The 21,315-nt window shown below is 33.2% G+C and carries 30 protein-coding genes; 3 read left to right on the top strand and 27 right to left on the bottom strand.

What is annotated here, in order from left to right; all coding sequences use genetic code 11:
• Window positions 1–296 precede the first annotated feature (296 nt).
• Together ald and AC3G7N_RS04470 are read right to left on the bottom strand one after the other, a co-directional pair.
• Entirely contained in the window at window positions 297–1,415 is a 1,119-nt protein-coding gene (gene ald, locus AC3G7N_RS04475) for an alanine dehydrogenase (RefSeq protein ID WP_489420946.1), read from the bottom strand.
• Between the two features lie 220 nt (window positions 1,416–1,635).
• Window positions 1,636–1,788, bottom strand: a complete 153-nt coding sequence (locus AC3G7N_RS04470; protein WP_489421084.1) for a hypothetical protein — start codon at window positions 1,786–1,788, stop codon at window positions 1,636–1,638.
• A 166-nt stretch (window positions 1,789–1,954) separates the two neighbouring features.
• Here AC3G7N_RS04470 and AC3G7N_RS04465 point away from each other — a divergent pair, with 166 nt between their 5' ends.
• Entirely contained in the window at window positions 1,955–2,389 is a 435-nt protein-coding gene (locus tag AC3G7N_RS04465) for a universal stress protein (RefSeq protein WP_489420945.1), read from the top strand.
• A gap of 26 nt (window positions 2,390–2,415) precedes the next feature.
• On the opposite strand, the gene AC3G7N_RS04460 is transcribed toward AC3G7N_RS04465, so the two are convergent.
• From AC3G7N_RS04460 to AC3G7N_RS04440, 5 genes are all read right to left on the bottom strand, one after another.
• Window positions 2,416–2,934: a MogA/MoaB family molybdenum cofactor biosynthesis protein gene (locus AC3G7N_RS04460; RefSeq protein ID WP_489420944.1), complete on the bottom strand. Its 519-nt coding sequence runs from the start codon at window positions 2,932–2,934 to the stop codon at window positions 2,416–2,418.
• A 294-nt stretch (window positions 2,935–3,228) separates the two neighbouring features.
• A complete protein-coding gene (locus tag AC3G7N_RS04455) occupies window positions 3,229–3,546 on the bottom strand; it encodes a hypothetical protein (protein WP_489420943.1) in 318 nt (105 codons plus the stop codon).
• A 242-nt stretch (window positions 3,547–3,788) separates the two neighbouring features.
• Window positions 3,789–4,325, bottom strand: a complete 537-nt coding sequence (locus AC3G7N_RS04450) for a replication-relaxation family protein (RefSeq protein ID WP_489420942.1) — start codon at window positions 4,323–4,325, stop codon at window positions 3,789–3,791.
• Complete coding sequence (locus AC3G7N_RS04445) at window positions 4,318–5,463, bottom strand: FtsK/SpoIIIE domain-containing protein (protein WP_489420941.1); 1,146 nt, start codon at window positions 5,461–5,463, stop codon at window positions 4,318–4,320. Before AC3G7N_RS04445 ends, AC3G7N_RS04450 begins: the two co-directional genes overlap by 8 nt.
• Window positions 5,464–5,475: 12 nt before the next feature.
• Window positions 5,476–5,679, bottom strand: a complete 204-nt coding sequence (locus AC3G7N_RS04440; protein WP_489420940.1) for a hypothetical protein — start codon at window positions 5,677–5,679, stop codon at window positions 5,476–5,478.
• Window positions 5,680–5,975: 296 nt separating this feature from the next.
• Between AC3G7N_RS04440 and AC3G7N_RS04435 the strand changes: the two genes are divergently transcribed.
• Entirely contained in the window at window positions 5,976–6,218 is a 243-nt protein-coding gene (locus AC3G7N_RS04435; RefSeq protein ID WP_489420939.1) for a helix-turn-helix transcriptional regulator, read from the top strand.
• 48 nt (window positions 6,219–6,266) lie between these two features.
• Window positions 6,267–6,656: an endonuclease domain-containing protein gene (locus AC3G7N_RS04430; protein ID WP_489421080.1), complete on the top strand. Its 390-nt coding sequence runs from the start codon at window positions 6,267–6,269 to the stop codon at window positions 6,654–6,656.
• A 121-nt stretch (window positions 6,657–6,777) separates the two neighbouring features.
• On the opposite strand, the gene AC3G7N_RS04425 is transcribed toward AC3G7N_RS04430, so the two are convergent.
• From AC3G7N_RS04425 to AC3G7N_RS04330, 20 genes are all read right to left on the bottom strand, one after another.
• Window positions 6,778–7,005, bottom strand: coding sequence for a hypothetical protein (locus AC3G7N_RS04425; RefSeq protein ID WP_489420938.1), 228 nt, complete (start codon window positions 7,003–7,005; stop codon window positions 6,778–6,780).
• A 40-nt stretch (window positions 7,006–7,045) separates the two neighbouring features.
• Entirely contained in the window at window positions 7,046–7,522 is a 477-nt protein-coding gene (locus AC3G7N_RS04420; protein ID WP_489420937.1) for a GIY-YIG nuclease family protein, read from the bottom strand.
• Window positions 7,523–7,625: 103 nt separating this feature from the next.
• The gene (locus AC3G7N_RS04415) at window positions 7,626–8,156 is read right to left on the bottom strand and encodes a hypothetical protein (protein WP_489420936.1); all 531 of its coding nucleotides are present in this window, start codon (window positions 8,154–8,156) and stop codon (window positions 7,626–7,628) included.
• A gap of 29 nt (window positions 8,157–8,185) precedes the next feature.
• On the bottom strand, window positions 8,186–8,509 hold the full coding sequence (locus tag AC3G7N_RS04410) for a YolD-like family protein (RefSeq protein ID WP_489420935.1): 324 nt from the start codon (window positions 8,507–8,509) through the stop codon (window positions 8,186–8,188).
• A gap of 151 nt (window positions 8,510–8,660) precedes the next feature.
• Window positions 8,661–9,161, bottom strand: coding sequence for a phage holin family protein (locus tag AC3G7N_RS04405; protein ID WP_489420934.1), 501 nt, complete (start codon window positions 9,159–9,161; stop codon window positions 8,661–8,663).
• 26 nt (window positions 9,162–9,187) lie between these two features.
• A complete protein-coding gene (locus tag AC3G7N_RS04400) occupies window positions 9,188–10,747 on the bottom strand; it encodes a phage tail spike protein (protein WP_489420933.1) in 1,560 nt (519 codons plus the stop codon).
• Window positions 10,713–12,185, bottom strand: a complete 1,473-nt coding sequence (locus tag AC3G7N_RS04395) for a distal tail protein Dit (protein ID WP_489420932.1) — start codon at window positions 12,183–12,185, stop codon at window positions 10,713–10,715. The genes AC3G7N_RS04400 and AC3G7N_RS04395 overlap by 35 nt, the downstream gene beginning before the upstream one ends.
• A complete protein-coding gene (locus AC3G7N_RS04390) occupies window positions 12,175–14,556 on the bottom strand; it encodes a phage tail protein (RefSeq protein WP_489420931.1) in 2,382 nt (793 codons plus the stop codon). Before AC3G7N_RS04390 ends, AC3G7N_RS04395 begins: the two co-directional genes overlap by 11 nt.
• 53 nt (window positions 14,557–14,609) lie before the next feature.
• Entirely contained in the window at window positions 14,610–14,891 is a 282-nt protein-coding gene (locus tag AC3G7N_RS04385; RefSeq protein ID WP_489420930.1) for a hypothetical protein, read from the bottom strand.
• A 31-nt stretch (window positions 14,892–14,922) separates the two neighbouring features.
• Window positions 14,923–15,234 carry a hypothetical protein gene (locus AC3G7N_RS04380; RefSeq protein ID WP_489420929.1) on the bottom strand — a complete coding sequence of 104 codons (312 nt, stop codon included), beginning with the start codon at window positions 15,232–15,234 and terminating at the stop codon, window positions 14,923–14,925.
• Window positions 15,235–15,294: 60 nt separating this feature from the next.
• Window positions 15,295–15,708, bottom strand: a complete 414-nt coding sequence (locus AC3G7N_RS04375; protein WP_489420928.1) for a phage tail tube protein — start codon at window positions 15,706–15,708, stop codon at window positions 15,295–15,297.
• Window positions 15,709–15,728: 20 nt separating this feature from the next.
• Window positions 15,729–16,115 carry a tail completion protein gp17 gene (gene gp17, locus AC3G7N_RS04370; RefSeq protein WP_489420927.1) on the bottom strand — a complete coding sequence of 129 codons (387 nt, stop codon included), beginning with the start codon at window positions 16,113–16,115 and terminating at the stop codon, window positions 15,729–15,731.
• A gap of 1 nt (window position 16,116) precedes the next feature.
• On the bottom strand, window positions 16,117–16,470 hold the full coding sequence (locus AC3G7N_RS04365; protein WP_489420926.1) for an HK97-gp10 family putative phage morphogenesis protein: 354 nt from the start codon (window positions 16,468–16,470) through the stop codon (window positions 16,117–16,119).
• Window positions 16,471–16,764, bottom strand: a complete 294-nt coding sequence (locus AC3G7N_RS04360) for a hypothetical protein (RefSeq protein WP_489420925.1) — start codon at window positions 16,762–16,764, stop codon at window positions 16,471–16,473.
• Window positions 16,765–16,775: 11 nt separating this feature from the next.
• Window positions 16,776–17,087, bottom strand: coding sequence for a phage head-tail connector protein (locus AC3G7N_RS04355; RefSeq protein ID WP_489420924.1), 312 nt, complete (start codon window positions 17,085–17,087; stop codon window positions 16,776–16,778).
• 10 nt (window positions 17,088–17,097) lie between these two features.
• A complete protein-coding gene (locus AC3G7N_RS04350; protein ID WP_489420923.1) occupies window positions 17,098–17,265 on the bottom strand; it encodes a hypothetical protein in 168 nt (55 codons plus the stop codon).
• Between the two features lie 68 nt (window positions 17,266–17,333).
• Window positions 17,334–18,095, bottom strand: coding sequence for a phage major capsid protein (locus AC3G7N_RS04345; RefSeq protein ID WP_489420922.1), 762 nt, complete (start codon window positions 18,093–18,095; stop codon window positions 17,334–17,336).
• Window positions 18,096–18,184: 89 nt separating this feature from the next.
• Window positions 18,185–18,811 (bottom strand): DUF4355 domain-containing protein, encoded by a 627-nt coding sequence (locus AC3G7N_RS04340; protein ID WP_489420921.1) that lies wholly within the window; start codon window positions 18,809–18,811, stop codon window positions 18,185–18,187.
• A gap of 111 nt (window positions 18,812–18,922) precedes the next feature.
• On the bottom strand, window positions 18,923–19,978 hold the full coding sequence (locus AC3G7N_RS04335) for a minor capsid protein (protein ID WP_489420920.1): 1,056 nt from the start codon (window positions 19,976–19,978) through the stop codon (window positions 18,923–18,925).
• 2 nt (window positions 19,979–19,980) lie between these two features.
• Window positions 19,981–21,309, bottom strand: coding sequence for a phage portal protein (locus tag AC3G7N_RS04330; protein ID WP_489420919.1), 1,329 nt, complete (start codon window positions 21,307–21,309; stop codon window positions 19,981–19,983).
• Window positions 21,310–21,315 lie beyond the last annotated feature (6 nt).

Here is a 21,315-nt window from a genome sequence, read left to right as displayed (position 1 = left end):
CTCGATTCTAAATCCATTTACTTAAACCGATGTGTAATAACTCTTTCTTTCTGTGAGTAGAGAAATGGAACACAATGGAACACAATGGAACACAATGGAACACATCTGTAATCATAATTGTTACAGTATAATGTGTCAAATGAATTATTTTCCTGTAAGCCTGATGTCCAGCTAAGTTCATTGTCAATCCATCGGTATATACGTTCCATAGGGCAAATAGTAAAATTCTGACACCCTAAAATATACAAAAAGGATCCAATTCTAATGAATTAGACCCTTTGTTTTCAGTCTGGCATTTATTTCTGTAATAATGCCTGAACCTCATCATAATGAAGTTCATGTGACTCAGCAACTGCTTTATAAGTTACATATCCATCTAATGTATTTATCCCTTTACGTAAAGCCACATTTTCCAAACAAGCTTTCACATAACCTTTGTTTGCTAACTGCAATGCATAAGGAACTGTTACGTTTGTTAATCCAATTGTAGATGTCCGCGGAACAGCTCCTGGCATATTTGCTACTGCATAATGTTGAACACCATGTTTGGTATACGTTGGATTATCGTGCGTCGTAATTCGGTCAGTTGTTTCAAAGATTCCACCTTGATCGATTGCTACGTCCACAATCACAGACCCCTCAGACATATCCATTACCATTTCTTCGGTAACCAGTCGTGGAGCTTTTGCACCAGGAATTAGAACTGCACCTATTACAAGATCAGATTCAGCAACTGCTTCTTTTATATTCAAAGGATTAGACATTAATGTATTAATTGATGATCCAAAAATATCGTCTAACTCTCTTAAACGTTCAGGGCTAAGATCAACAATTGTTACATCTGCTCCTAGGCCGATTGCTATTTTGGCAGCATTAGTACCAACGACACCGCCACCTATCACGGTTACTTTTCCACGCTGTACACCAGGGATGCCAGCAAGAAGTATGCCTTTTCCGCCTTTAGACTTTTCTAAAAACTGTGCACCAATTTGTGCTGCCATACGTCCCGCAACCTCACTCATTGGTGTTAATAGTGGAAGTGATCTGTTTTCTAGTTGGACTGTTTCATACGCAATACCAATTACCTTTTTATCGATAAGTGCTTTCGTTAATTTTGGTTCTGCTGCCAAATGTAGATATGTAAATAAAATTAGACCTTCATAAAAATAATCGTATTCTTCTTGGAGTGGTTCTTTAACTTTCATAACCATTTCTTGAGCCCAGGCTTCTTTTGCAGTTGCAACAATATACGCACCTGCTTCCTGATATTGTTCGTCAATAAACCCTGAACCGAGACCAGCACCTGTTTCGACAAACACATCATGTCCGGCTGTTTTTAACGTTAATACTCCGGCTGGTGTCATGGCTATTCTATTTTCATTATTTTTAATCTCTCTTGGAACTCCAATTTTCATTCCGTGCACACTCCCTGCTTGGTTCTTTATTTTTTAATAAATTATGATTAAATAAGAGCACTCTTATTGTATCAAAAATACAATAATTAGAACATGAAAAAATAAACGCTTTCATATAAATAGGATTAACACAGAAATTGACCCACCCACTTTATATGGGTGGATCATATTTCATCTTGAAAGTGATTTTTTGGGTCTATCTGGGAAGCATCAGAGCTTTTTAACTCTTTCGGTTATTGTAGTGATGGATAGCTTTATTATTGTGCAATTGATCTTCTACAACACCACTCTGATAACTCTCAAATAATTGGTTCTGAACAGTCGCAATGCCTTTTTTATCTTCACGCAATGTTTGTGTTTGTTTCTTTCCCAATAGTATCACCTCCATGATTAGTTTGTCCATAAAGTGATTACAATTGTACCTTAATTTTTTCCATTTAATCGATGGTTTTAGAACACCTTATTTAATTAATTAAGCCATGGATTATCTTTTTTAAGATTAGGGTACATAATAAGTAAAAGAAAGGGGGAACTGAAAAATGGATTTTGAATACAAAGATATTGTTGTCGCTGTCGATGGATCAGATGCCTCTGAAATAGCTTTCAAAAAATCGTTAGATATTGCTAAACGAAATAATGCTAGGCTTATCTTAGCTCATGTTGTAGATTCTAGAACATTCGCCACAGCGGAAGCATATGACAGGACATTAGCAGAAAGAGCAGAAGATTATGCACAGGAACTTGTTGATGGTTATATGGCGAAAGCGAAGGCGGCCGGAGTCAGTGATATAGTCAGATGCATTGAATATGGATCTCCGAAAGTCAAAGTTGCTAAGGAGATTGCTCCAAGCTTTCAAGCTGATTTAATTATCTGTGGTGCCACTGGTATGAATGCAGTGGAACGGTTCTTCATCGGTAGTGTATCTGAAAATATTACACGCTATGCGCAATGTGATGTTTTAGTCGTAAGATAAAAATAATAACGCCCAATCAGGCGTTATTATTTTGGTTGAATATCTTTTTTTATTTCGTGAACCACATGGGAAAGCTCTGGTAAAATTAGTCTTTCCATTGCTAAACGCACTGCTCCAGATGAGCCAGGCATCGAAAATATTGCAGTATGATTTGATACCCCTGCAATAGCTCTTGATAACATGGCTGCTGAACCTATATCATCTGCATAACTTTGCGCACGAAACAGTTCCCCAAAGCCTGGAATTTCTTTATCGAATAGTGGTTTAATGGTTTCAATTGTCATATCACGATTAGCTATGCCTGTTCCCCCATTAGTTAAAATAACATCGATATCCGGATTTTCCCGGCCAGCATCAATCATATGTTTAATCGCCGTTTTTTCATCGGTGATGATTTCCATAATCTCAACTTGATGATTGGCTTCTTCTAATAATTCAACGATTAATTTTCCACTTTTATCTGTTCTATCGTTACGCGTATCACTTATAGTTACGACCATGCACTTTACTATTATTTCTTTTGACTTATGGTCATCTACTGACATGATTCCACCCCTTACGTATTACATACTTCATTAACCATCTATTTGGTTAATCGTACCGTATCTCTAGCAATCATGACTTCCTCGTTGGTCGGAATCACAATTACCTAAATTCAAGGGTGAGAAATGGCGAAATGCCTTGATATAACTGAGTTTATTCTATGTAATTAAATTTATTATATCAAATCCCTCTTGGTTACTCAAGGATTTTCACACTACCTAATCCTGTATATTTTAAACCTGTTTTAAACAATCTCTATTTCCTTTTCCACCTTTTAAACAAGTTTAAAAACGGCTTTATGAAACCTTGTCATTATTTGCAGGTTGTTTAATTAATTCATAACCTTCATTTTTCATTCTGACATTCAGATAATATACTTGTTTAATGAGTTCACCTAATCCTACTAAAAATATTCCCGATACAAGTCCACCTGATAACCAAATAAAAAATGTAGAAAATATTAATTCCTTTCCATAAGCAGTATCTACACTAGAAAAAATAAAACCAAATATTAAACCACAGATAACAATTATCCAACCAACTGTCATAAGTGTCATAGCGATAAGATTCTTTTCCAAATAATTATTACTATTGTCTACAAATTCTTCCTCCATTTTTAAATCCCCTTTTTCCACATAATTTGACATATAATTAAATAGTCCTGCTTAATTATATCTATATTATGTATTTTTTACCACTTTTTATAATGAGCAAAATATACCATAGGGGTTATGATTTGTTTATTTATATGTAGTATAGAAGTTGGTTGAACTTTCTACCTATTATAAAGGAGACTTTCTTAACATCTTTAAAACCACCCAAACAAAAAAACACCCTACACATTTTGTGTAAGGCTTTACCCAATTTTAAATTTAATTCCATGTTTTTTACATTCCGACTCTAATTTGCTTTTACGAATATCTGACAACGTATACCAAATAATCGTAGGATGATGCTTGAACTGATCAAATATCACGTTGCTTAATTCCTTATACTTTTTGATTTTATCTATATTTGTACGCATTGTTTGCAAATTATCAATCTCAACAAAATGAAATTCACCATTCTTTCTATATGTTGCATCTGGAACAATTCTATTTTCTCCCCAAGTTACAGGCTTCTCATTTTTCCAATCATTGGGCATCCCCAATTTAATATATAAGTCATTTCTCATTAGTGTATGTTTAATTTGACCTTTCTTTAAATCACCTTGATTTGAACCAATTCTTTCTTTTCCCCTATTACTCATATAATATATTTTTTGTTCCATGCGATAACTCAATAACAATTTATCTTTTTCCATCTCATTTAATATTCGATGTGCATTTCTATCACCTGCTAAATTCTCCATCACTTGTAATTGTTTGCGTGTAGCAAAATTAAACTTATCCAAATGTAACAGTATCTTTTCGTGTCTCTGGTTCTTCTTCACTTGTTGCACTAACATTTTCCCACCCCTTTAGTCTTTCCCACATATCTTTATTGCTTATATATGGTGTTTGAACAATAGTATCCTTAACCGTTTTATATATCGCCTGACCTGCATATTCTAATTTTTCAGCACCACTTTGATCTATTGCCACTCCACTCTGAATAGATGTACTTAATTTAAATGAAACTTTTGCCAAAGAGTTAGCTTTAATCTGGTTATCTAATATTTCTGCTGTTGGATATTGGGTAGCAAATATTAATTTATAGCCTAATTGCCCCGATACTCTTGCAATATAACTGAGTATCCTTTGACAATTTTTAGTGTACAATTTATCATCATCTGACATACTTTTATTGGTCATTAATTCCCCTGCTTCATCAATGATAATAAATTTACGTGTCGGCATCTTGGCTTCTTTTGCATTTTCTGCATAAATCTTTTTAAAGTCTTTCATATCTTGCTTAATAGCCTTTTCAACCATTGACAATGCATCAGATGACTCCTTATAATCCCCTGCTACCACCTTCACCTGTTTTAGATTGGAATAACGATGAAACGCTAAACCGCCCTTTAAATCAAGTATATAAAACTCCACCCCATTAGGATTATTCTCAATTAAATGTGTCATAAGTGATTTCATAAATACGGTTTTTCCCCAAGTCGTAGCACCTGCAATAGTCATGTGAGGGATTTTATCAAAATTATGATATATAACACCTTCTTGGCTCATACCAACTGGAATAGTCCATCCACCCTTAGACTCAAATAAATTGTATGGGTAGCTCTTTTCTAATTTGTGTTTATATACTCTTACATGCAATTTACCGTCAAAATAAACTTGTGTAGGCTTATCCAATGTCTTTTGTAATATTGGTTGTAGTTTAGGATCATCAATTAATCCATATGGCACATTGTAAACATATTCAGTAAACGATTCTTTCTTAATTGTTTTGAGGATAGAAGGTGTGTGGTCTTTGACTTTGTAGTTTATATTGTTGAAGGTATGACTTATTTTGCTTTCTTCTTTTCCAGATATCCTAACCGATGCTAATAACAATGAACATACTCCCAGTGAAATTCCAACTGATTCAAGGATCATTATTTTCACTCCTTAAAAAAAGAATAATTTACTCACTTTATCAAATAAATACCATGCTCCACCTGCAATTATTGCCCCCGTAAAGATATACAGATAGTGTTTTTTCACCTTAATCTTTTCTTTTTTATCTAGATAAGACAAACCTACTAAAACAACTCCAAATACTGTCATAAATATAAATCCAAACCACCCAAATATTAATGTACTTCCACTCATGATGTAACCTTCCTTCCTGTATTCATTCTTTTATTCAAGCCATGAAGAGCAATATGAATATTCAAGTGTTAGTAGTATCATAAGTTAAGAGTATGTGTACAAGTATATTATTTCCGTATCATAAAGGAATGGAAAGAGCGTAGTGAAGGGAATGAGTGGGCGAATTTGAAAGTTGAAATGTGCTAGAATGTGCTAGTGAATATTCATTTGCCTATGCGCTTGTAATATAATTGTATGTAGACAAGAAATTAAATTGCCTGTACTAGGTAATTTAATTTCCAAGAAGGATATTTATAATGTTTGTTGAATTATTTAAACTAGGTGATGACATGGAAATTCAATTGAAGTCTAATATTGAAGAATTAATTATAAATAGTGGATTAAAAAAGAAGTTTGTTGCTTTAAAATTAAATGTTAGTGTAAAACAATTAAGGAATTATGAAACTGATCATAGTTTAATACCAATTGATAAAGCTTTTATTTTAGCTGAATTATTAAATCGTAAAGTGGATGACCTTTATACTTTTGATGATGAATAAGCTGAAATTATTAAAATTCGTTTTTTTGACAATACTATCTTGAAATACGTGAGGTGTATTGCCATCGACATAAAAATTATTGAGTATATGGTGTTTTTCGGCTTGCTGTTGTTTGGAGTAATAATTGCTGTTCGTTTCAAGCACCCTCAAGAAGAAACAACATACATTCCAGATATAAATAAATGCGAATCACCAATAGAAAAACGGGTATATAACGGACTCTTACAACATGACTTACATGCTACACCACAATATAGACAGGGGAAGTATCGTATTGATCTAGCTTTCCCTAGTTCTATGCTTGCCATTGAGTGTGACGGTAAAGCTTATCATTCTACACCAGAACAGAAAAAGCATGACAGGGAAAAAGATAAGTATTTAAAAAGTAAAGGTTGGAAAGTTTTGAGGTTTTCGGAAGGAAAATATACAGGGATTTAGCAGGGGTAGTTTTAAAAATAAAAGATAATCTAAGCTAAGACAAAAAAATCCCCACACAGTTTTAATGTGCAGGGGAGGGTGTTTATATTTAAACACACCGCCATCATATAAAGGTTATTTGTTAAGATTCAGGAATTAAACTTATATCATAAACACCAGATAAAATTTTGGGTAGCAAATCCAAAACATATTCCTGAAAATCTTTACTGTAATTTTCTACATCATTTAAACTGCAAAAATATGTCTCAACTTCACCAAGAAAAGTAAGATAAATTTCCCCATTTATTTTTTCCGTTGCCACTAATTTATACTTTTTATGAGTAGCATGTGGAGGTATTTCCCATTCCAAATTTTATCAGCCCCTTACATCTCAAAAACTAAAGATAAATCTATTTATTTCCCCTTGTTCTGTTATAACCGTTGTTATAAGAATCATAGGTTGTAATTGTATGTCTTTCTAGTGCATTTAACGAATTAAAACCGCTATTTTCGAGGGTAATCATCTTAATTGTCCAATTATCCCCGTACTTGTAATCAGCATATACATCTCCATTACCTTTACCTGTAAAATGACTGTTCACTCGATTTAAAACTTGTTTTCCTTGCCCTATGTAAAACAAATCTTTAGATTTATTATGTAATATGTACACTCCTGCAAAATTATAATTATTCGTATATTTAGGTTTCCCTCTACCACCAAAACTTCTATTTCTCATTTCAAAATATTCTTCGGGTGTCAGTTCTAGAGTATTGTTAGCTAAACCAGTTATTTGCTCTCTTATTATTTTCTTTTCGTGGGCATCGAGCCAAAACTTTAAACTAATAATTATTAATGTTACAATAGGTATCAAAAATATAAATTCCATATAACTCCCCTTTTTCAATTGAGTACATTTCAATTATCCCTTGTAAAAGCCAATAATAATTTTCTTTCTTTTCACTTTATAAACGTTTTGCCCTACTTCTCAACTACTTAAAAATTCTAAGAAGAATTGAATTTCTCCACAGTAAATTATTATACTCATTATCATGTTCCACTAAAATTAGTTGCCTTTCAAGCCAAAAGTGAAATGAATCTAGATCCAATTCATTATTTTCATACTTTCTTATTAGAGTTTCCATTTCTTTTAGTCGTTGAGTGTCATTCTTATTTAACATGTAGTACCCTTCTTTAACATACAATAATTCATTAAGTTTACCCTGAATTTCTTCAAAAGTTTGTCCATGTGAAGAGTAATGTATTATCATTTTAATCATTGATTTAATCTGTAATAGAGCATCATTCTTGCTTGCATCACTTAATGAAATAAATGTATATATTAATAGTTGATATCCAACATAAATTGCTCCTAAGTCGGCTATAAATTGAAAAGTTAATATTTCATTATGCCATGCAAAGAATGAACCATATTCAAATTTTGAATATGCACACATTACTACAAATAAGAATAATGAAATCTCAAACAAGTAAACAAGACTTTGTGTAGTTTTCTTTTTCAAATAATTTCACTCCCTACAATAACCAAAAACTATAAAACATTTAATTCAATTATATCATCAAATGGGATTGTTGTAGTTTCATCTGCATTTTCCAAATGTACATTTTTATTTAATGGGTTGATTTTTAACAATTTTCCTTTTACGTTATGGAAATCATGGTTTGCAAAGTACTTCATATCAACTGTTAATTCATTGTGAAAAGCACAATGAATTTTCATGCCAATATCATTGATTTCTTGTTCATCTAGAATTGGCTTTTCTTTATATTCTTGCTCTTTCCAGTATTGTTTAAGCATCTCGATTTGTTCTGGCATCATGATTGATGTCCATTTTTTCGTTCCTCTATCATTCATAATTTTATACCCTCCAATTAGAACTAATGTTCGTATTATAACACAAAAAAATGAAGAGTATACAAATAAAAAAGCCTTCCACTAAATGATTAAAATAATAATAATTATTTAGTGGAAGGCTTTTTTTGTTTCATTTATTACATAACACTATCTATAATAAATTATCATTCTGAGTTTCAAGTTTAACTTCTTCTTTGTTTTCTTTTGTAACAATAATCTCATTAACTTTTTTAATTTCAAGATCGCTTCCCTTATCCTTTAACACTAATAAATATTTTTTAATAAATGATGGTAATGGAACATCCATCTGTCCTAAATTTTCAAGTATAGATAAGCCTTCCATTCCTATGTAAAATGACAATACTGCTGATTTAGCTACAGGCATTCCTGCAAACATGGCTATATCAATCATATTGGCAATTATTAATACAACAAATATCATTGCTTTTCGAATCATACCCTGTGACATATTTCTGCTTCTTAACGCTTTATCATAAAATCCTTTGGTTATTCCAGTTAGGATATCTAATACAATTAACACTAAAAGTACAGCAAAAAGTGGACTCCATGCACCAAAAAGAAACGTCAAAGGAACACCAATTAAAGTAGTTCCAATTCCTAGCTTCAACATCATCTTTTTCCTTCCCTTCATATTTTTTTCTCCTTTTATGCAATTACTTATTGCATTTGTTCTAAAATATCAATATCACATTTAAATATTGCTTTTTGTTCTACATCATCTTTATCTAGAGCAAATGCCTTACCTATTCCTGCATTTGCATCTGTCCATACTGAATCTAAGACTCCATCTTTGTTATACTTTTTCCAGATGAAACCAGAGTTTGGTATGGTACTTGTTATATCGTCTTTCCCTCTATATACCTTTGCAGTAATTACCGTATTAATGTTGCCATTTCTAAATGTTGTTCCCTTAGATGATGAAATCTCGATTTTATAAACTATATTATTTTCAACTTCATCTATATTTGCCTGTGCTGAATCAGCAGTATTTTGTGCTTGTCTTGCATCTAAAATTGCTTGATTCCAAGACTGTTCTTTTTGATTTATTTTGCTTTGCAATTTTTTTATCATAGCATTAGATGTAATTTGAATTGGTATATAATCACCCAACACTACTGAATCATTTGAAGGGTCAGTTTCACTTCTATCCAGTTTCATAATTCTTGCTTCTAAAACAATCATAGGGGTAAATGATTTGTCTTGTATTCGGATTGTGTCGCCAAGTCTTACAGATTCATGGGAATATCCAGTTATCTTTTCAAGCAATACTACATTCACATTGTAGGTAAGTTTTGGCTTAGATAATTCTTTTAATTTTTTAAGAGTATTGTTATACAATTGTATTTGTGTAGTCGCTTCTTCATCTTTGTAGACACCAAATAAATGCCTGCCATTTTTATTAAATTGTTGAAAGGCTTCCATATCTGCAATGAAGTCATTTGATTTAATGTATCTTTTATTTTCTGGTGGAACATAAGAATCAAAAGTAAGTAAAGTACCTTCTGTATCACCTTTTCCTACACCAATTAATGCAGTTACAAGTGTTCTAGAATCTTCTATTTTTTCGAGTCCCGTTATATCTTTTTCATATGTGAACATCTTACCAGTGTTCTGACCTCTTTGATCTAACACATGGATGTATTTTTCAGTTATTTGTGTGCCATTGAAAATGACTCCATATTCTAATTCAGCACCATATTCTTTAATTACCATGTGTAATGCTTCCAATGAAGTTATATATTCTTCAATGATAAAATCCTTAACTCCGATGAAATCTACCCTACCAAGTTTCCAATCTGTATTTTGCAATACATATCCGATGGCTTGTTCAATTGTGTAAGAGTTCATAATAATAGGTCTAGAGATATGAGCATTTAAATCCGACACTGCTGAATTTTCACAGTATAATTTTTTGAAAGTTGCTTTGCCTTCTTTGGACTGAATGATTTCTTTGATTTGAAATAATTGTTTTTTCTTGTCTAAATCTGTATAAATAATATATCCCTCAACCTCTAATAAAGAGGATGAAGGATGATTTGAAGGTACTGTAAATTCATATAGACTCAAAGAATTTTCAAGTGCTTCTGAATGGTTATCTTCAAAATAGGGACACGCTTTTGGCATATCATTTGATAAGATTCCCACAGCTATTTGTTTTGTATCTAATATTGTTAACATAAATTTACAGCCACCTTTCTTTGAATTTAATTGTTCCATGCTCCGTAATTGCAGGCATGACAGCTATTCCATTTATGCCTTTTTCAAATTTGATGAATCCACTGGAAGGGTCAAAATCCTTATAGAATGGTTCACCATTTTTATGAATCATACCTGTTTCGGTATATATATCTAAGGTATCTCCTGTATTGAATATCAATGGAACTTCGTTTTCCAATAATGGGTCAAATGAGTGTACCTCTAAATCATAAAATTTAAGTGTACTCTGTGGTGTGTGCGTACCATAAGCACCTATATGTATTTGTACCTGTGCTAATTCTTCTGGCGCAATATTATTCACATCTACAAAATAAGTAGTCAACCCTCTTTGATGGATTTGACCATTTGCAGTTAAGGTGGAAAAATGTGCCCTCCATTTGTTCCCGATTCTTTCCATTTCCATATACCCATACCCAAAATCTTGCCAAGCACCTGCGTATTCACCATATGTGTTAACAAAATAATGGTCTTCACCTGCATAAAAATCTCCAACTCTGGCTTCTGCTTTGTTGTAATAGCCATTAACAGAATTATCAACCATTGTAATCTTTCCAAGCTTTTTACCATTTATATCAAGCAAGTAAACTTCTACCCTACCAACTTGTTTAGGATTAGTACCTTCAATGCCGATTCTTGCTTTAATCTTGAAATCTTGTATAGGATTAGGTAATGCTTTGATTGCACTAGCACCGTGCCATTGATTACCTGTACCATAATCTGGTGTCAGTACTCCATCTACGTCTTTTCTTCTTTGGATAAATGATTGTCCAACACTTTCAAATGTGCCATAAACAACTCCACCATCAACAGTGTTAGCAGTTGTCCACCCAAATGTATCTGTCATGTCATCATTTAAAACAACTGGATTGGTATCTTTGACAATGTTTTCTACACTTGATGGATGCCCAAACATCATGATTTCTTTATCTGTAGCAATTACAAATGAGCTTGTAGGCTCTGTAAACTCTAGATGGATCTCTGGGTACGTTTCAACTCCACCTTTGTTACCAATTAACAGCGCATCTGTAGTCGTTGGATTAAAGTCATAAACAAGTTCTTCTCCATAAATAAAAGGTTCTGCCACAAATGTGATAGAACCTTGACCTACTCTTAAAATTTCTTCTAATTCTGAGTCGCCTGTTATTTTTGCCATGTAGTGTTTATCTGGCTCATCTAATACAACTAGTTTAGCCATTTCTTCTGTATATAAATATTCGGCAAATGCTCTAGCCTTAACTCTTAAATCTGCTTGACTTTCTGCAATAATAGTAAAATCTATTTCTATTTCTCTTTCTTCCAATGCGTTACCAAAATCATAAACACCATTTCTACCTTCTACCTTTAAAGTAGTTCGTTCAACAGGTGGCATAATGGATAATGCTACTCTGTTTATTTTTATGTATGTTGGTAAATCTTGACCATTGAACTTAATTGCCATAATCCACCACACCTCCTGCTCTATTCATATTATTTTCTTCACGCTTAATTTCTTTAGTTAATTTTTTAATGTCAGCTTCTTCTCGAATTGTTGCATGGATGGTAATATTGTTATTGATAGTGTTCCCTCCACCATTTCTATTGCCTTCTTCACCCATCATTCCTGCAATTGCTTGTGCAAATGGTTTCATTCTAGATTTATTAGACAAAGGCACAATGGCTTCATCTCCACCATTCTCACCCATGCCTACAATTGTTCCACCATTTGTTCCTTTGACAATTGCTCCAGATTGGTGCCAACTGACCCCAAGCTTCGGTACACTTAATCCAGGGGGTACTAAATCTAATTTTCCTGTCAACGTAAATTTAGGCATTTTTGGCATACTAATTTTAGGTATCTTCAATTTCATTCCACTGAAGAAACCTTTGATCTTGTCTATGATGCCCTTTATCAAATCTTTTGCTTTGCTGATTGGTTTAGACATTAAATTAGTTAATGCCCCGAAAACCGAACTAGTCTTAGACTTGATGGCTGACCATGTAGAGCTAATTTTGGACTTAATACTACCTACCACTGAGCTAATGACGCTTTTGCAAGCGTTAAAGACTGAGCTAATCACGCTTTTTATGCCATTGAAGACCGAACTAGTTATTGACTTTATACTATTCCAAATATCCTGAATTGTATTCTTTATACCGTTTACGATTCTCGATATGATATTCTTTATTGCCCCGAATACCGATGATATGATATTTCTTATGCCATTTATCACAGATGATAGAAAATTCTTAATACCAGTCCATACCGATTTACAGACACTGGCAATGCCTTGAAATAATGCAGATAAGAAATTCTTAATACCATTCCAAATTGATTTAGATACCGATGCTATGCTTTGGAAAAGTGATATCAAAAAATTCTTAATGCCATTGAATACTGACATAGCAACACTTTTTATCCACTTCCAAGAATTAGCCAAGAATTTAGAAACTGAATCCCAATTCTTCCATAAAACTACAAATATTGCGACTACTGCAATTACTGCCAAGATTATTAATGTAAATGGGTTCATCAACATTGTAATATTTAGTAAAGCAAATACTGTTCTTACAGCCATAATCGCTTTTTTCACATTATTGAATACTGTGATTGCTGTTATTATCATACTTACAATGCCTGATAGTACGCTAAATCCTGCAAATGCAGTGACAACACCAATAATAATACCTTTTAGTAATCCTAAATTATTTAATAAGTATGTACCTGCTTGACTGATTAAATTTAATGCACTTTGAACAAGTGTTGAATTATTCAGCCATGACAAAAATGATTGTGCCACACTTAAAATAGTACTTCCCAATGGTGCTAATGCTACTAATAAACTTCCAATAAATGTGACTAGTCCACCAATGATCCCTAAGACAAGTGGAGCATTTTCTTTTACATAATTAATGAAGTTTTGGAAACCTTGTGAACTAGCTAACCCTGCTGACCACTCTTGAAATCTCTGAGTTAGTCCAACTAAACCGTCTTGCATAAGCATCGACAATGGACTAAAAGCCATTAATAAATTTGCAATACCCATGAATACATTTCCGAATATTAAACCTAAACTAGTCACATTTTTACCTGCTGTTTCACCTAGCCAAGTGAAGAAATTCTTCATTCCTTCACTTTCCAACCCTTGACCTAGCTTCTCAACCAATCCACCTACGGCAGTCATTGTCGCTGATATTGCAGGTTGCATCTTTAATATTATTTGTTCTAAAACTTTTAATGAATCGGTAAAGATACTAACAACTGGCGCTTCGAATTGCTTAATGAATCCACCCCAAAATGATTTAAAATCCTGCAATCCTGTTAAGGCTATTTTTTGTTGACTGCTTAAACTTGCCATAGCATCTGCTTGTTTTTGCATAGCTATTGCTCTAGCTTCTGGTGTCTCAGCACTATCAATCTCTTTTTGTATTTCTGACAATTCTTTTGATACTGTAAAAACATCGCCTAAAACGCCAACAGCTACTGCACCAAATCCTACGACTCCAGCACCTGCGCTTGCAAATGTTGAACCTAGAGCTAAAGCACCTGCGCTTGCTACTGCTAATGCAGGAACTATAGCAGGAATGGAAGCCAACAATGTACCTTTGATAATACCTCCAATATTTCTCAGAGCACCATTAATCCTGTGTCCCATACCATCAAAGTTGTCAGCAATTCCATTAGTCTTATTTCTAACATCATTTTCCATACTGGTCATTTGTTTTTTAATAGATTTGGTTGCATCGTTCATTTGAGATTGAACCTGCTTCATCGCTAACTTGAAGTCTTTAATATCAGCACCAAGTGAAGCCATAATTTCTTGTTGCGACATATATTCACCTCATTTCCTTTAAATTTTCACTAAAAAAAAGAGTAGCAATTAAGCTACTCTCCAAATATTTCATCTAATTCTGCAAATCCTTTTTGCTTCTCTTCTTTTGTTGTCGTTCCTACATTTACACCTTTGTTTTTATCGAATAGTGGAATATCTTTACCTTTTTTGGCTGAAATATATCCAACTCTAAAGGCATAAGAAATCATCTCGTAGTGTTGTTGTTGTTCATCAAAATGATTATCAGTTAATAGTCCTAATTCAAAAGGTTGCATTTCGTCCATAACAGATTCATATTCTGCCACAGAGCATAATTTAAGTGTGCCTACAACCAATTTAAATATTTCCTCTTCATCTATGTAGTTGTTACTTTTTAGAGGGCATCGCGGTCTTGCCAAATGAACCCTGCATAGCTTCACTCATTTTCTTAGCCAAGTATTCCATACCATGATTTCCAATAGCTTCGTCCATCAAATCTCCAACTTGTTCATATGTGAGTTCTTTATCTTCCCACTTCAGTCCTACATAAATCATAGTTCTAAGGTCTTCCATACTGAAATCATCTTCATCCATTGAAGCTAATGATTTACCCATTTCTTTTTCTAATTCGATCATCGCATTCATGCCATATTTTAAATTTCTCATTTTATCCATCTCAACTTGTACAATTTTCTTCATTTTATATTCCACCTTATTTTTTATAATTAAAAATGTAATATTTAGTGCTACCAAATATTATTAAACTGTTATTTTAGTAAGTGCGCCTGTACCTGTGAAGCTAACACTAAATGTTGCCATATCGTCATATGCAAATTCCAATGGGAAATCCGAAATGATTGAAAATCCTTCATATTTGTCACCATTTGGCATAGCAATTTGTGCTTTGATTTTTGTGTCATTCATATAGGCATCTTCTAATTTGCCATAAGCAACATCATCAGCAACTAACAGTCCTTCAGCTTCAATGCTCCACTCTTTAAATCCTGCTTCAAATTCTTTCCAACCTTGTGAATCCTTAGAAGTAGTTTCCATTTGCTCAGCACTACGATTCAAGTTTGCTCCACGCTGACCTGCAACTTTTGTCCATACAGGAAGTTCCACTGTGCCTGTATTAGCCATCAGTAAAACGTCAATTCCTCTTACTTGTGTCATCTATATTGACCTCTTTTCATTTATTTTCTTGTTAATGTGATTTCAAGCTGATTAATCCCGTGAAAAATGGTGTCCTCAACCTTTTGTTCTTTGATTGTTGTTTGCATTTCAAGAGTAATCATATCCACAAAAAAACCACTCACCACTAAGCCATTGAGAAGTGTTTGAGATACAAAATCATTCATGACTTTGCTTTCAGAACTGCTATCTCCTTTTGACCAAATGTGAACGGTTATGTTATGTACGGTTCTTATATTTGTTTTCGTGTTGCTAGTTGTGAGAATCTCATCACCTATCACGATATAAGGGAAAGGTGTCTTAGGTGGGACAATCTCATAAACTGAATAACTACCATTTTTTAATGTAGTGTAGACAGCTTTTTGTAATTCCAATGAAGCAATTGCCATCCTAATCACCTATTCCTTTTATTACTCGTCTTAATTCTGCTTCAAACTTTGGCTTATATTTCAGATAAGATGGAAATAAATATGGCTGTGCTACTTGCTCAGATGTGCCAAATTCCACGTATACCGCATAGTGAACTGAAGTTCCAATGGTGGCTTTGTATCCTCTACCCGATATGTCAAATACTGTAGAAATGCTTCTTCTCAAATGTCCCGTTTCAACAGGTGTATTCCTTTTTGCATCAGCTTCGATTTTGTAGGCATATTCTTGTACAACATCTTTTATCTGATTTCCAACCCTATCTGGTATCTTATCCATCCATTTGTTCCACTTTTTGAGTCCTCTAATTTTAGCCATTTAAATGACTTCCACTAGAAGCATTCTAATTTTTTCAAAGTCAGAGTACTGCAATATTTTGTATGTAATCTCATCCATTTGTAGTTGTACAAACTCATTTGGAATATAATCCTTTGTAAATATTTTCATGGCTGTAGTAGAAACCACACCATATTCCTTCAACATAATTTCAACTTCTACAGGTGTAGAAAATACTTGGATAGAATCAACAACATCATTACTAACTGTCCATCCACCCATTCCATCCTCAACTCGTACTTCACCTAATACATCCATTGTTTTATTAAATTTCATTGTGCTATCACCTACAAAAACTTAACTTTATTATTTTTGGATTTGTAAGCATCCATGTACTGTTTGTATGGTGTGAAAATATCTGTTTGAAAGGAAGTTCCAAGAGAAGATATTTGTTCTTGACTTAAACCTTCTGAGCCTAATCTATTAAATCGACTTATTGTGCATTCAACTACAATAAATTCTAATTCTGGTGGTAGAAAATCTACATTACAATAAGTGCTTACAGCACTCACCATATTTTTAATAAGTTCATCTAATAAGATTTCCATACCAGTAACATCTAATATATTTTGTATTCTTATTCTTAAATCTGGATACATGCGCCTTCACCTACTTTTTCTTATTTACTTTTTTAGGTGTAGTTTGTTTTTCTTCTTCAACCTGTGCTTCTTTTTCTTCATCCAATTCTGCTTGCGCTTGTTTTTCAGCTTCTTGTTCTGCTAATTCTTTTGCTTCTTTTTCAGCTTTAAGTTGCTTCAATCTGTAATGCAAAATCATCCTATCACCTTCTTATAAAAAATAGGGGTGTTATTCAAGTGAATAACCACCCCACTTAATCTATTAAATTAAACTATTGTCAAAGTAATTTTGATAGCTTTTGAAGCATCACGTAAATGAGTAGCAAAATGTGAATCTGCTGTGATAACAGTTGCCTTAGCAAGAATGTCTCTGTCAGTTTCTACTTCTACATCTTTCTTCAAATACAATGCAACAGCTTCTGGCTTAACGATGTATGCTTGACCTGCTGGTACTCGATTAGAAACTACAACATCTGCTTCGAATAATTTGCCATTTACAAAGTTAGGGTCTTTACGAACATTACCAATTTGTGCAGGGTTAACAAGAAGTGTTCTTTCTCCATCTTGATCTTCACCAAATAATTCCATAGCATTTAGGTAAACGTCACCATTTACTACTGCACCAGATTCTGCTTTGACAAGGGTTGCGCTTGCTAGAGCTTCGAACATTTTTTTCTCGATTCCACCTGCAATACTTGCTAGTAATTGCTTTTCTGCTTCTCCAATTGGGTCTCCAAATCCAGAATTAACTGCTTCGTCTGTTAGATTGAAACCTTCTCCAACTTTGATAACTTGAACATCTACAGAACCTTGATTTAATAGTTTAGGGTCAATTGCAACTCCTTCACCAATAACTGAAGCGTCACCAACATATGTATAGCTAGGCACTGAGATAGTTGAACCTGCTTGACCTTCAAAACTTTGTACATAAGACAATTGATATAATTTAATTGCATCCCCTAATTTTGCTGATAATGCATCTGCAAATAATTCTGGGTTAATTAGATTTGCTTTTTTCGTTTGTGCCATAATAATATTGCTCCTTTAAATTTTCCTTTTTATTTTGTGTGTATTTATTTGGTTGTATCTATTTGGTAGCATTAAATAGTACACTTTTTTTATCCTTTTAATTGCTCGTACAATGCAGGGTCTTCTGCATGAATTTCCATTCTTTCTTTGTATCCTAATTTTCCAAATTGTTCTTTGGTAATCGTTTTACCTTGCGTAGTTGCGGATTTAGGTGTAGTTCCTTGTAATTTCTCATTGACAGCTTTCTCAATTGCCGATTCCCATTGACCTTTGAATGATGCAATGTTTTCTTTGATCTTGTCAGCAGTATCTGCCATCACATAACCACTAAAATCTGTTGGCAATCCTAATGCAGATAATTCTTTAACTGTTTGTAGTTCAAGTTTTTCTCTGATAAATTGCTTTCTTTCTGTTTCAAATGTTTCTTTTTGCTTATCAAATTCAAGTTGTAATCTTTCAGATTCAGATAGTTTACCTAACTTTTCAGCTTCATCTTTTTCTTGCTCAAGTTTAGCTTCATATTCTAACTTCCACTTTTCTTGTGCTGTTTGAAGTGCTTTTGTAGTTTTACGATCTGTTTCTGCTTGAATCAATTTATCTACTTCTTCTTGAGTAAAAGTTTTTGGCTTATCTTTGTCTTCTTCTACATAATCCTCAACAATGTTGCCGTTCTCATCTACCCATACTTCTTTACCATCAATTAATTTTTTTTCCATAATTAATACTCTCCACTTCTGCCCTCACAGTTGAATTAACCCCTGTCAGTTCAAGTTTTTTGATATTCTTATTAAACAAATTAAAAAAAGCATCCTTTACAAAAGGACACTTTATTTCTTCACATATTTGTCGAACCAGTCATTATAATTCATATCAGCAGGAATTTTGTAATTCTTGCCATCTTCACCTCTTGCGATTCTTGTAGAACCTTTCAAGTCATCTTTATCAAAATATGGTGCTTCACAAGTACGACAATTTGGATGAAACGGACTAGCCGTAACCCCTACTGCATAATCTTCAACATTGTAAACTTTTCCGTCTTTCTTTCTACAAATAGTTGAAGTTTTCATATCTAATGTTGCTATAATATAATACTGGTCTACTACTTTACTTTTTTTATATCCTTCATTGGTAGATTTGCTTATTGTGTAGGCTGTTTCAGTCCGAATTAAACGTAAAGCATTCTTATAATTAGAATCCATTTCATTTCTTAAACGTCTAGCCATTTGTTGTACGGACTCACCTTTGATCAAGCCTTGGATGATAGTTTGTCTCAGTTCCTTAACTAGCTTATCTTTATTGTCCCAAATCCTACTACTAAACATATCGCCACTCCACGGCATTGTGATAGCCTGTTGAACTACAGCGTCATTCAATAATTCAAATGAAACCCCTACCCCTAAACCAACTTGTAGAGCATAAATTGATTGGTAATAGTTCATTTCATAGAGTCCTGCCAACCACAATTCCATTGTCATTTGTTGAGCAAAACCCATCTGCAATAACCTTCCATCAATTTGTCCCATCAATGCTTGTAATCGATTTACTCTAATCAATTTTTGCAACTTCTCATATTCTGCAATTAATGTAGGGTCATTGGATTGTCTAATTTGTGGAAGCATTCTAGCCAATTTAGTCTTATAAATATCAATTTCAGATTGTGTTAGTTGCTTCATTGCATCTTGATAACTCAATTTATTGTCAGTAGCATACTGTGTATATAAATCAGATGCCATTTGTCGAACATCATCTAATGCAATTTTATATTGGGATGCTAATTCCTTTTCAACACTTTTAAGTTTTTTCCAATGTTTATCTGTTCTTTCTTCTGCACGTTTAATCCAGTATTCTTGATTATTTAAGTTACGATATTGTTTGTCAGCCATTTTTATTCAGCTTCTACAATATCAGTTTCAACATCATCAGAGAAATTCTCATACATCGTATCAACTTTTTCTGCTTCGATTCTTGCCATCTCTTTTGCAGGGTCAACATTTGGAAGCATAGATAATAATGTTTCATGCGAGACTACCCCAACCAATTTAGAAACTGTATCAGCAATATGATTTAAGTTAGAAGGTAAATTTCTTGAGAAGTGTTGCTCAATATCTGTATACAAGAATTGACCACCCTGTACATTTAAGATGTTGGTGATAAGTTTAATTCTTTGTTCGTTACTTCTTTTAAAGTTTCTTTCTTTAATAGAAACATAGTTTTCGAGGGAAAATAATTTATATTTCAAACTTTCACCAGATGTTGCACTCCCAAATGTAGAATCTGAGATATCTGGAATAGCTGACATAGCATGAATATCATTTTTTAATCTGTCTTTAAATGCTTCAACTTCCATGTTCTGTGTGCCTTTTACTAACCAATCTGCTTTGCCTTTTTCATTCAACAACATGACTCTGTTTTCTTTCATTTGAGCAATGTCAGATTGCTCTGTGCCATCCATACCTGTCAAAATCAAATAAGCATCTGCAAAGTATTCTAATGAATTGGATGTATCACTAACTGCCAAATCATAACAATTTACCAAATCTAACACTTTTTCGAAATCACCTGTCATTTCATCGTTGTTTTTATAACAAACTACAGGTACTTCTTTAAAATAGTGTGGATGCTCATTATTTAATTTTAAGACATCTTCACTCTGATTGTAATAAGAAACAGTTGTAGCCGTATACACTTCAATATTTGTTACAGCTTTTTCTGTTATGTAATTATGAGTATCATAAAATCTGACTGCACATAATGGTTTTGTTTCAATTGAATTATCATAGATCATAAATACTTCTTTTGAATCAAGCATGGCAAATCTGATTTCATTTAGTTCATTCATATACATTAATTCATAAGCAATTCCAGTAATGGATAGTTGTTTACCTAACTTTGAATTATGAGATTGCTCAGAATTTCTATCATAAACAAGCTGTAATTTTTCCATTAAATTTTGATTGTCAGATGAATAAGTTACAGGTTTGCCTAAAAAATATCCCTGTACGATATCAACTATGTATGAGCCATAAGGAGTTACCACCTTATTATTTGGTTTTGATTTGTCTGACATAACTCTATTTTTAATATCTGATTGACCTATGTAATAATTATTTAAGCGTGTAAGCCTTTTTACTTCTTTCATTTTATAGCGATTAATTAATGAAAGAATAAGTTCTTGTGAGATATCCTCAACAGAACTAACTTTATATTGTTCCATAGTTTT

It is taken from the genome of Virgibacillus carmonensis (assembly GCF_057836705.1).
Note: the sequence above shows the minus strand (reverse complement) of the source record. Positions and strands in the feature narration are given on the sequence as shown.

Bases quoted from the DNA above. Each gene is read 5' to 3' on its own strand.
- ald (WP_489420946.1), bottom strand. From the start codon at position 1,415: ATGAAAATTGGAGTTCCAAGAGAGATTAAAAATAATGAAAATAGAATA.
- AC3G7N_RS04465 (WP_489420945.1), top strand. From the start codon at position 1,955: ATGGATTTTGAATACAAAGATATTGTTGTCGCTGTCGATGGATCAGAT.
- AC3G7N_RS04460 (WP_489420944.1), bottom strand. From the start codon at position 2,934: ATGTCAGTAGATGACCATAAGTCAAAAGAAATAATAGTAAAGTGCATG.
- AC3G7N_RS04455 (WP_489420943.1), bottom strand. From the start codon at position 3,546: ATGGAGGAAGAATTTGTAGACAATAGTAATAATTATTTGGAAAAGAAT.
- AC3G7N_RS04445 (WP_489420941.1), bottom strand. From the start codon at position 5,463: ATGATCCTTGAATCAGTTGGAATTTCACTGGGAGTATGTTCATTGTTA.
- AC3G7N_RS04440 (WP_489420940.1), bottom strand. From the start codon at position 5,679: ATGAGTGGAAGTACATTAATATTTGGGTGGTTTGGATTTATATTTATG.
- AC3G7N_RS04435 (WP_489420939.1), top strand. From the start codon at position 5,976: ATGTTTGTTGAATTATTTAAACTAGGTGATGACATGGAAATTCAATTG.
- AC3G7N_RS04420 (WP_489420937.1), bottom strand. From the start codon at position 7,522: ATGGAATTTATATTTTTGATACCTATTGTAACATTAATAATTATTAGT.
- AC3G7N_RS04410 (WP_489420935.1), bottom strand. From the start codon at position 8,509: ATGAATGATAGAGGAACGAAAAAATGGACATCAATCATGATGCCAGAA.
- AC3G7N_RS04405 (WP_489420934.1), bottom strand. From the start codon at position 9,161: ATGAAGGGAAGGAAAAAGATGATGTTGAAGCTAGGAATTGGAACTACT.
- AC3G7N_RS04400 (WP_489420933.1), bottom strand. From the start codon at position 10,747: ATGGAACAATTAAATTCAAAGAAAGGTGGCTGTAAATTTATGTTAACA.
- AC3G7N_RS04395 (WP_489420932.1), bottom strand. From the start codon at position 12,185: ATGGCAATTAAGTTCAATGGTCAAGATTTACCAACATACATAAAAATA.
- AC3G7N_RS04390 (WP_489420931.1), bottom strand. From the start codon at position 14,556: ATGTCGCAACAAGAAATTATGGCTTCACTTGGTGCTGATATTAAAGAC.
- AC3G7N_RS04380 (WP_489420929.1), bottom strand. From the start codon at position 15,234: ATGAAGAAAATTGTACAAGTTGAGATGGATAAAATGAGAAATTTAAAA.
- AC3G7N_RS04375 (WP_489420928.1), bottom strand. From the start codon at position 15,708: ATGACACAAGTAAGAGGAATTGACGTTTTACTGATGGCTAATACAGGC.
- gp17 (WP_489420927.1), bottom strand. From the start codon at position 16,115: ATGGCAATTGCTTCATTGGAATTACAAAAAGCTGTCTACACTACATTA.
- AC3G7N_RS04365 (WP_489420926.1), bottom strand. From the start codon at position 16,470: ATGGCTAAAATTAGAGGACTCAAAAAGTGGAACAAATGGATGGATAAG.
- AC3G7N_RS04360 (WP_489420925.1), bottom strand. From the start codon at position 16,764: ATGAAATTTAATAAAACAATGGATGTATTAGGTGAAGTACGAGTTGAG.
- AC3G7N_RS04355 (WP_489420924.1), bottom strand. From the start codon at position 17,087: ATGTATCCAGATTTAAGAATAAGAATACAAAATATATTAGATGTTACT.
- AC3G7N_RS04350 (WP_489420923.1), bottom strand. From the start codon at position 17,265: ATGATTTTGCATTACAGATTGAAGCAACTTAAAGCTGAAAAAGAAGCA.
- AC3G7N_RS04345 (WP_489420922.1), bottom strand. From the start codon at position 18,095: ATGGCACAAACGAAAAAAGCAAATCTAATTAACCCAGAATTATTTGCA.
- AC3G7N_RS04340 (WP_489420921.1), bottom strand. From the start codon at position 18,811: ATGGAAAAAAAATTAATTGATGGTAAAGAAGTATGGGTAGATGAGAAC.
- AC3G7N_RS04335 (WP_489420920.1), bottom strand. From the start codon at position 19,978: ATGGCTGACAAACAATATCGTAACTTAAATAATCAAGAATACTGGATT.
- AC3G7N_RS04330 (WP_489420919.1), bottom strand. From the start codon at position 21,309: ATGGAACAATATAAAGTTAGTTCTGTTGAGGATATCTCACAAGAACTT.